This is a genomic window from Alcanivorax sp. 1008, assembly GCF_020667895.1.
GTDB lineage: Bacteria > Pseudomonadota > Gammaproteobacteria > Pseudomonadales > Alcanivoracaceae > PGZG01.
Genome location: NZ_JAFMPS010000040.1, coordinates 1 through 8,266, shown reverse-complemented (window position 1 = coordinate 8,266; position 8,266 = coordinate 1). Strand labels below are relative to the sequence as shown.

The following is an 8,266-nucleotide window of genomic DNA, read 5'->3' as shown; positions in this document are numbered from 1 at the left end:
GCCAGACCAAGCTGCTGGCGCAACTGGGCAATCTGCTCGCGAGCGGCTGGCGGCGGGTTCTGCCCATCCAGAATATCCAGCTCCCGGCGAGCAGCCTCCCCCAGATCCAGACGGGCGTAGGCCGTCGCCAGCTCGAGGCGAGCAGCCGCATGGCTCGGCTTCTGTGCCAACACCCGCTCCAATGCAAACATTGCTCGGCCGTACTTACCAGCCCGGTTGGCCGCAAGGCCCAGCCAGTAATCAAACTGGATATCGCCGGCATACTGGGCTTCCTCAGCCTGCAAGGCACCATATGCCGCCTCGGCATTGCCAGCGGCGAGTTCGGTTTTTGCGGCGGAGATCAGTGCGGTGGGGTCGGCAAGCGCTGCCTGCACGGAAAAAGCGGCGGCTATTACTGACGAAACAAGAAAACGGAGAAACGGTCGACTCAAAATCATGGCTTCCTGCCCTGCAGGTTCGGTTTTCGGAGCGATTAATATAGACCTCCAAGCCCGGCACTGGAACACCGGGGGCGGTATACATCATCAAGGATGCCAACTTGTCGTGGCATTTTCGGGACAGTTGGGCCCGACAGGCAACTGCCACGGACCAAGCTGATCAGTCGGTATCCTGCAGACTCAGGCCACGGGTGGACGAATCCAGAGAAGTCGCATCGGTTTCTGCGCCCAGCTTGATCATCAGGCGCAGATCGTTCGGCGAGTCAGCATGCAAGATGGCATCTTCATAGGTAATTTCACCTGCCGCGTACAGGTCATACAGGCACTGGTCAAAGGTTTGCATGCCGAGGTCACGGGAACGGCGCATCAATTCCTTGATCAAGTGCACCTCGCCCTTGCGGATATGGTCCTGCACCAGCGGCGTATTCAGGAGCACTTCGATAGCTGCGCGGCGCCCCTTGCCATCCGGGGTCGGAATCAGCTGCTGGGCCACGATCCCTTTTAAATTCAATGACATATCCATCCACAACTGGTCGTGACGATCAGCCGGGAAGAAGTGAATGATGCGATCCAGCGCCTGGTTAGCGTTGTTAGCGTGCAAGGTCGCAAGCGCCAAGTGGCCGGTTTCCGCAAAGGCCAGAGCGTAATCCATAACCTCACGGGAGCGGATCTCACCGATAAGGATCACATCCGGGGCCTGACGCAGGGTGTTCTTCAGCGCCACTTCAAAGTTTTCCGTATCCAGCCCCACTTCCCGCTGAGTAACAATGCAGCCCTGATGCTGGTGAATAAATTCGATTGGATCCTCAATGGTGATGATGTGACCTTTGGAGTTCTTATTCCGGTAGCCAATCATCGCCGCCAGCGAAGTGGACTTACCGGTGCCGGTTGCGCCCACGAAAATCACCAGACCACGCTTGGTCATGGCCAGATCTTTGATGATCGGCGGCAAGCGCAAGTCGTCCACCGAGGGAATTTTTACCTCAATGCGACGCAGCACCATACCAACCAGATTTCGTTGATAAAACGCGGAAACCCGGAAGCGACCGATACCACGCGCAGAAATCGCGAAGTTACATTCTTTTGATTCAAGAAATTCCTTGCGCTGCTTTTCGGTCATCACACCAAACACGATATCCCGGGTCATATCCGGGGTCAGTGCGGTTTTGGTCACCGGCACTACCTTGCCGTTAATCTTCATGGATGGCGGCACGCCGGCGGTTACAAACAGATCCGAACCGCCTTTTTGCACCATGATCTTAAGAAGATCTTCAAATTCCATTGTCTTGCCCTGCTCTCAACGGATCAGTATCAGAAATTTTCCGGGATTTTTGCCTTTTCACGGGCGACTTCGCGGGAAACCACGCCTTTTTGCACCAGGTTCTGCAAACACTGATCCAGCGTTTGCATGCCAATGGCCGCACCGGTCTGGATTGCCGAGTACATCTGCGCCACTTTGTCTTCACGAATAAGGTTACGAATCGCCGGGGTGCCAATCATGATTTCATGGGCCGCCACCCGACCGCCGCCGTTCTTTTTCAGCAAAGACTGGGAAATAACCGCCTGCAGGGACTCCGACAACATGGAACGCACCATGGCCTTCTCTTCCGCGGGGAACACGTCTACCACCCGGTCAATGGTTTTTGCTGCACTGGTGGTGTGCAACGTACCGAATACCAAGTGACCTGTTTCCGCAGCAGTTAGCGCCAGACGAATAGTTTCCAGATCTCGCATCTCGCCCACCAGAATAATATCCGGATCTTCCCGCAGCGCTGAACGCAATGCTTCGGCAAAACCAAGCGTATCCCTATGCACTTCACGTTGGTTAACCAGACACTTTTTCGATTCGTGAACGAATTCGATGGGATCCTCAATGGTCAGGATGTGTTCGTAACGGGTGTTATTGATGTAATCGATCATTGCAGCCAGAGTGGTCGACTTACCCGAACCGGTTGGCCCGGTTACCAACACAATACCGCGCGGCGTTTCGGAAATTTTCTGGAACACCTTGCCCATGCCCAGATCTTCCATCGATAACACTTTCGAAGGAATGGTCCGGAATACCGCACCGGAGCCCCGGTTCTGGTTAAATGCGTTAACCCGGAAGCGGGCCACACCCGGCACTTCAAAGGAAAAGTCGGTCTCAAAAAATTCCTCGAAATCCTTACGCTGCTTATCGTTCATGATGTCGTAAATGAGCGAATGGACTTCCTTGTGCTCCAACGACGGCAAATTGATGCGCCGGACGTCACCATCAACCCGGATCATGGGGGGCAGACCTGCTGACAAGTGAAGGTCAGAGGCACCATTTTTGGCACTAAAGGCAAGCAGTTCGGTAATATCCATGGCGACCCCGGGAAAATATAAAGTAGTTGAAGGGACAACCTGATTTGCCCCTTTGTTATTATCCGCCGGCGACTCACTCACACCATCGCCCGAGAGGCTAAAGGTACCCCGTCACCATGGGCCATTCAATAACCGCCACACTTGCAGGCCGCTACCAGCGGGTCAGAGAGCAACTTGAGGCCGCCTGCCTGGAGGCCGGTCGGCCAGCCCATGATGTGTCCCTGATTGCCGTCAGCAAGACCCGACCCGCCGACGAAGTTGCTGCTTTGGCCGATCTGGGCCAGCGAGATTTCGCTGAAAACTACCTGCAGGAAGCCCTCGACAAGATCCGCATTCTGGCCGAGCGGGACCTGATCTGGCACTTTATCGGCCCGATCCAGACCAACAAGACCCGCGATATCGCCGCCAATTTTGACTGGGTGCATTCAGTGGACCGGGACAAGGTGGCACGGCGCCTTAATGACCAGCGCCCGCCGGAGCTATCCCCCTTGAACGTCTGCATCCAAGTGAATATAGACAATGAAGACAGTAAGTCCGGGGTGAGCCCCGGGCAGGTTGCGGCACTGGCGGAGTTGATAGCAGGCCTGCCGAGGCTGCGCCTGCGGGGTCTGATGGCCATTCCCCGGGCAGACGCAGAGGATTGCGGCCGCGGCGCCTTTCGCCAACTTGCCATGACACTGTCATCTGTCAGCAATACAATGCCCGGCCTTGATACGCTCTCCATGGGCATGAGCGACGACTTTACTGTCGCCATTGCCGAGGGCGCCACCCATATTCGTATTGGCACCGCCCTGTTCGGGCCGCGCCCAGCCAGACCCTGAGGACAAACCAGATGGCACAGCAGATCATCGGCTTTATCGGCGCCGGCAATATGGCTACCAGTCTGGTCGGCGGCATGATCAGCAAGGGCATTCGCCCGGCACGCATCTGGATGAGCGACGTCAGCCAGGACCGTCTGGACGAACTGTCACGTCAGCATAACGTCCATGTCAGCACCGAAAATGAAGAGATTGCACGGCGCGTCGACGTACTGGTACTGGCGGTGAAGCCTCAGGTAATGGAAGCGGTGTGTCAGGCCTTAAAGGTCGCATTGGGAGATCGCCAGCCGCTGATCATCTCTATCGCCGCCGGGGTAACCGTGAACAACTTGAAAGGCTGGCTGGGTGATCTGCCCGTGGTGCGCTGCATGCCCAATACCCCCGCCTTGGTACAGGCCGGCGCCACCGGCCTGTATGCTGACCCTTCCGTGTCCGCAGAGCAAAAAGAGCTTGCTGGTCAAATACTTGCCAGTGTTGGCCTGACCTTCTGGTTTGATCAGGAACAGTCGCTCGATGCAGTCACCGCGGTATCCGGCTCTGGCCCGGCTTACTTCTTCCTGATGATGGAAAGCATGATCGAAGCCGCCTGCAAACTGGGCCTCGACGAGCGCACCGCCCGACAACTGGTACTGCAGACCGCCTGGGGCGCATCCCAGCTTGCCATCGCCAGCGAATCCGGCCCGGACGTGCTGCGCCAGCAGGTCACCTCCCCCGGCGGCACCACCGCAGCGGCTCTGGATGTGTTTGAGAACGGCGGCTTCCGAACTTTGGTGGACAACGCCCTGGCCGCAGCCCGGCGTCGCTCGGAGGAACTGGCCGGCTGATCTGCTATCATCGCCGCCATCGTTTGTCAGGAGTCAGTCCATGAATCCGCAGGGCGCACTGCATTTGCTGATCAGCTTTGTCTTCGATCTGTATATTTTCCTGATGCTGACCCGTTTTTTACTGCAGTTGGTCAGGGCCGACTTCTATAACCCCCTGTCCCAGTTTGTGGTCAAGGCCACCAATCCACTGCTAATGCCGCTACGCAGGCTGGTGCCAGGCTATGGCGGGGTCGATGTGGCCGCGCTAATGCTGGTTGTGGCTCTGGTGCTGTTCAAACTGCTTCTGCTGACCATGTTGGTGTACGGCTCAGTACGGGTATCACCGCTGGCGCTGCTGGTGGCCACGGTTACCGAGCTGGCGCGCACACTGCTCAACTACCTGTTCTGGGCCATTATCCTGCGCATCGTCCTCAGCTGGGTGTCGCCAGATCCACGCAACCCGGTAACCCTTGTGGTCGCCCAGCTAACCGAGCCGGTGATGGCCCCGGCCCGCAAACTACTACCGCCGATGGGAGGACTGGACCTGAGCCCCATCCTCATTCTGCTTGCCATTCAGCTGATTCAGGCCTTCTTCCGGCTTTGAGTGCCATCCGCCGTCAGGCTAATGACTGGCTGCTGGACTGCTGGCTACAGCCACGGGGCGGCCGCGATGCCATTATCGGCCTGCATGACGATGCTGTTAAAATCCGCATTGGCGCACCACCGGTGGATGGTGCCGCCAACCTGGCCCTGATTCGATTCATTGCCGACGAGTTCGGCGTCAGCCAATCCAGCGTAATTCTGGAGAGTGGCCAGACCAGCCGCCGCAAGAGACTAAGAGTACGTAACGCCAGCGCCCTGCCCGCTTCTCTGGCCGGATTCATTGCAGGCGCCTGACCCCGCCTTTAGACTTGCCGATCATTTTCTGATTGCAGAGCCATGCCAGACATTATTCCAGCCGACAGCGTAGGTCTGGTTACTCCAACCACCCTGCATTTTGATCAGCCACTTGAGCTTGAGTGTGGCCGGCGGCTTGATGCCTATGAGCTGGTCTACGAAACCTATGGCAGCCTGAATGCGGCCCGCTCCAATGCGGTGCTGATTTGTCATGCCCTGTCTGGACATCACCACGCGGCGGGCTACCACAGCATGGACGACAAGCGTCCCGGCTGGTGGGACAACGCCATCGGCCCCGGCAAAGCCATTGATACCAACCGCTTCTTTGTTGTCTCTTTGAACAATATTGGCGGCTGCCACGGATCCACCGGCCCCTCATCAATCAATCCGGCCAATGGCCAACCCTGGGGGCCGGACTTTCCAATGGTGACGGTGCGCGACTGGGTCAACAGCCAGACCAGGCTGGCCGATGCACTTGGCATTCAGCAGTGGGCTGCGGTAATCGGCGGCAGCCTTGGGGGCATGCAGGCCCTGCAGTGGTCCATTGATTATCCGGATCGACTACGCCATGCGGTGGTTATCGCCTCAGCACCGAAACTGTCGGCGCAGAATATTGCTTTCAATGAGGTTGCCCGCCAGTCGATTCTTACCGATCCCAACTTCCACGGCGGTCGTTACTACCTGCACGATACCTATCCCCGTCAGGGTCTGATTCTGGCGCGCATGGTGGGTCATATCACCTATCTCAGCGATGACGCCATGCGCGCCAAGTTTGGCCGTGATTTACGTGCCGGAAAATTTCATTTTGGCTTTGATGTGGAGTTTCAGGTGGAGTCTTACCTGCGCCATCAGGGTGAAACTTTTTCCCGCAACTTCGACGCCAACACCTATCTTCTGATGACCAAGGCGCTGGACTATTACGATCCATCGCGGGATTTCGATAACGATCTTGAGGCTGCCTTACGTCAGACTAAATGTCGTTTTCTGGTGATGTCCTTCACCAGTGATTGGCGTTTTTCACCTCAGCGCTCGGAGGAAGTCGTTAACGCTCTGGTGCGCATAGCTCGTGACGTCAGCTACGCTGAAATCGATACGGACAAGGGTCATGATGCCTTTCTGGTCGACATCCCCGAATACCTGAAGCTGTTCAGCGCTTATATGCGCCGTGTCAGCATTGAGGTGCAAGATGCTTCGTCCTGATCTGGAAATTATTCGCACCTGGATTCCGGATGGCACTCGCGTGCTGGATTTGGGCTGTGGCAATGGCGCTTTGCTAGCCAATCTGCGGGATAGCAAAAATGTCCATGGCTATGGTCTGGAGATTGATCAGGACAATATTGCCGCCTGCTTTGAGAATGGCGTCAATGTGATTGAGCAGGATATTGACGAAGGACTAGGCAATATTCAGGACAAACGTTTTGATTATGTATTGATGACTCAGGCCCTGCAGGCGGTGCATAGGCCGGATCTGGTTTTGTCGGAAATGTTGCGGGTTGGCCATGAGGCGATTGTGACTTTCCCCAATTTTGGTCATTGGCGGGTGCGCGGCTACCTGTTCTTTAAGGGCCGCATGCCGGTGTCTCCCACCCTGCCCCATCAATGGTTCAACTCACCAAATATTCATCTTTGTACGGTGCGAGATTTTGAGGCCCATTGTCACGAGCAGGGTTATCGGATTCTGCAGTCGATGGTGGTTGACCGGCATCATGAGGCTGGGGTGATGACACGCTTTTTGCCCAATCTTTTTGGGGAAATTGCACTGTTTCGGGTGGCCCGGTAGTTCGATGGCGCGGCAAGGAGCCTAACAACCGATCAGGCAGTGAGCTCGCCGGTGATGGTGCCTGGAGGTTCGGCTTATGAAGAAAATTGTGCTCGCATCTGGCAACAAGAAGAAGATTGCGGAACTTCAGGAGATTCTCAGTCAGTTTGGCATGCAAGTAATTCCACAAACCGAATTTAATGTGCCTGAAGCGGAAGAGACTGGCCTGACGTTTGTCGAAAATGCCATTCTCAAGGCCCGCAATGCAGCTCACCACACTGGCTTGCCTGCTATTGCTGATGATTCAGGCATTGAAGTAGATGCACTAAATGGCGCTCCCGGTATTTATTCGGCCCGCTTTTCCGGAGAGGGCGCAACCGATGCGCGCAACAATGCTTTATTGGTAGAGAAGTTGCGTACCGTACCCGAGGCCGAGCGAACAGCTCGTTATCGCGCAGTGATCGTAATGATGCGTCATGCGGATGACCCCACCCCAGTAATCGCGCAAGGCAGCTGGGAGGGGCGGATTGTACTGGAGCCGCAAGGCGAGGGCGGCTTTGGCTATGACCCTCATTTTCTGGTGCCAGAACTAGGCAAAACCGCAGCGGAGTTATCCGCGGCGGAAAAGCATGCACTGAGCCACCGGGGCAAGGCCATTGCCGAACTGGTGAAGCAACTTTGATTCCACTATCGCTGTACATTCATGTGCCCTGGTGCGTGCGCAAATGTCCTTACTGCGACTTTAACTCTCATGAGCGCGCAGACATTCCAGAGCAGGCCTATCTGGCGGCACTGATTGAAGATATCAGCGGCGACCTGCATCAGGTAGCCGGGCGCCGCATTGAGACTATTTTCATTGGCGGCGGCACACCAAGTTTGATGTCCGGGGATTTTTATCAAACCTTGCTCGGAGAAATCCGCCAACGTATCGACATCGCGGCGGATGCAGAAATCACTCTGGAAGCCAATCCGGGCACGCTGGAGCAGGGCAGGTTCGAAGCCTATCGGGCCGCCGGCATCAATCGCCTGTCGATTGGCGTACAAAGTTTCAATGGCAGCCACCTACAGGCGCTCGGTCGTATTCACGGTAAGGATGAAGCGATTCACGCCGCCGAATCAGCCCGTCGGGCGGGCTTCGATAACTTCAATCTTGATCTGATGCATGGTTTGCCGGGGCAGAGCAGGGCACAGGCATTAGATGATCTG

Annotated in this window: 11 protein-coding genes; 8 read left to right on the top strand and 3 right to left on the bottom strand. The window is 56.3% G+C overall.

What is annotated here, in order from left to right:
• From J1C54_RS15765 to J1C54_RS15755, 3 genes are all read right to left on the bottom strand, one after another.
• The coding region (locus tag J1C54_RS15765; protein WP_229149801.1) for a M48 family metallopeptidase at window positions 1-437 on the bottom strand (437 nt) is incomplete at its 3' end.
• A gap of 160 nt (window positions 438-597) precedes the next feature.
• Window positions 598-1,719 carry a PilT/PilU family type 4a pilus ATPase gene (locus J1C54_RS15760; protein WP_229149798.1) on the bottom strand — a complete coding sequence of 374 codons (1,122 nt, stop codon included), beginning with the start codon at window positions 1,717-1,719 and terminating at the stop codon, window positions 598-600.
• Window positions 1,720-1,748: 29 nt separating this feature from the next.
• Window positions 1,749-2,783 carry a type IV pilus twitching motility protein PilT gene (locus tag J1C54_RS15755; RefSeq protein ID WP_229149796.1) on the bottom strand — a complete coding sequence of 345 codons (1,035 nt, stop codon included), beginning with the start codon at window positions 2,781-2,783 and terminating at the stop codon, window positions 1,749-1,751.
• Between the two features lie 116 nt (window positions 2,784-2,899).
• Between J1C54_RS15755 and J1C54_RS15750 the strand changes: the two genes are divergently transcribed.
• The 8 genes from J1C54_RS15750 to hemW form a co-directional block, all read left to right on the top strand.
• Window positions 2,900-3,604: a YggS family pyridoxal phosphate-dependent enzyme gene (locus tag J1C54_RS15750; protein WP_229149793.1), complete on the top strand. Its 705-nt coding sequence runs from the start codon at window positions 2,900-2,902 to the stop codon at window positions 3,602-3,604.
• A gap of 11 nt (window positions 3,605-3,615) precedes the next feature.
• Window positions 3,616-4,425, top strand: a complete 810-nt coding sequence (gene proC, locus J1C54_RS15745; protein ID WP_229149791.1) for a pyrroline-5-carboxylate reductase — start codon at window positions 3,616-3,618, stop codon at window positions 4,423-4,425.
• 40 nt (window positions 4,426-4,465) lie between these two features.
• Entirely contained in the window at window positions 4,466-5,008 is a 543-nt protein-coding gene (locus tag J1C54_RS15740) for a YggT family protein (RefSeq protein ID WP_229149762.1), read from the top strand.
• Window positions 5,005-5,301, top strand: coding sequence for a DUF167 family protein (locus J1C54_RS15735; RefSeq protein ID WP_229149759.1), 297 nt, complete (start codon window positions 5,005-5,007; stop codon window positions 5,299-5,301). The genes J1C54_RS15740 and J1C54_RS15735 overlap by 4 nt, the downstream gene beginning before the upstream one ends.
• 42 nt (window positions 5,302-5,343) lie before the next feature.
• A complete protein-coding gene (locus tag J1C54_RS15730) occupies window positions 5,344-6,501 on the top strand; it encodes a homoserine O-acetyltransferase (RefSeq protein WP_229149757.1) in 1,158 nt (385 codons plus the stop codon).
• On the top strand, window positions 6,488-7,081 hold the full coding sequence (gene metW / locus J1C54_RS15725) for a methionine biosynthesis protein MetW (protein WP_229149754.1): 594 nt from the start codon (window positions 6,488-6,490) through the stop codon (window positions 7,079-7,081). Before J1C54_RS15730 ends, metW begins: the two co-directional genes overlap by 14 nt.
• Before the next feature lie 76 nt (window positions 7,082-7,157).
• The gene (gene rdgB / locus J1C54_RS15720) at window positions 7,158-7,742 is read left to right on the top strand and encodes an RdgB/HAM1 family non-canonical purine NTP pyrophosphatase (protein ID WP_229149751.1); all 585 of its coding nucleotides are present in this window, start codon (window positions 7,158-7,160) and stop codon (window positions 7,740-7,742) included.
• Window positions 7,739-8,266: radical SAM family heme chaperone HemW (hemW, locus tag J1C54_RS15715; protein WP_229149746.1), on the top strand; the 528-nt coding region annotated here is incomplete at its 3' end. The genes rdgB and hemW, both read left to right, overlap by 4 nt.

Excerpts from the sequence above, each read along its gene's own strand:
- metW (WP_229149754.1), top strand. The coding sequence starts at position 6,488 with ATGCTTCGTCCTGATCTGGAAATTATTCGCACCTGGATTCCGGATGGC.
- proC (WP_229149791.1), top strand. The coding sequence starts at position 3,616 with ATGGCACAGCAGATCATCGGCTTTATCGGCGCCGGCAATATGGCTACC.
- J1C54_RS15755 (WP_229149796.1), bottom strand. The coding sequence starts at position 2,783 with ATGGATATTACCGAACTGCTTGCCTTTAGTGCCAAAAATGGTGCCTCT.
- rdgB (WP_229149751.1), top strand. The coding sequence starts at position 7,158 with ATGAAGAAAATTGTGCTCGCATCTGGCAACAAGAAGAAGATTGCGGAA.
- J1C54_RS15760 (WP_229149798.1), bottom strand. The coding sequence starts at position 1,719 with ATGGAATTTGAAGATCTTCTTAAGATCATGGTGCAAAAAGGCGGTTCG.
- J1C54_RS15740 (WP_229149762.1), top strand. The coding sequence starts at position 4,466 with ATGAATCCGCAGGGCGCACTGCATTTGCTGATCAGCTTTGTCTTCGAT.
- J1C54_RS15750 (WP_229149793.1), top strand. The coding sequence starts at position 2,900 with ATGGGCCATTCAATAACCGCCACACTTGCAGGCCGCTACCAGCGGGTC.
- J1C54_RS15730 (WP_229149757.1), top strand. The coding sequence starts at position 5,344 with ATGCCAGACATTATTCCAGCCGACAGCGTAGGTCTGGTTACTCCAACC.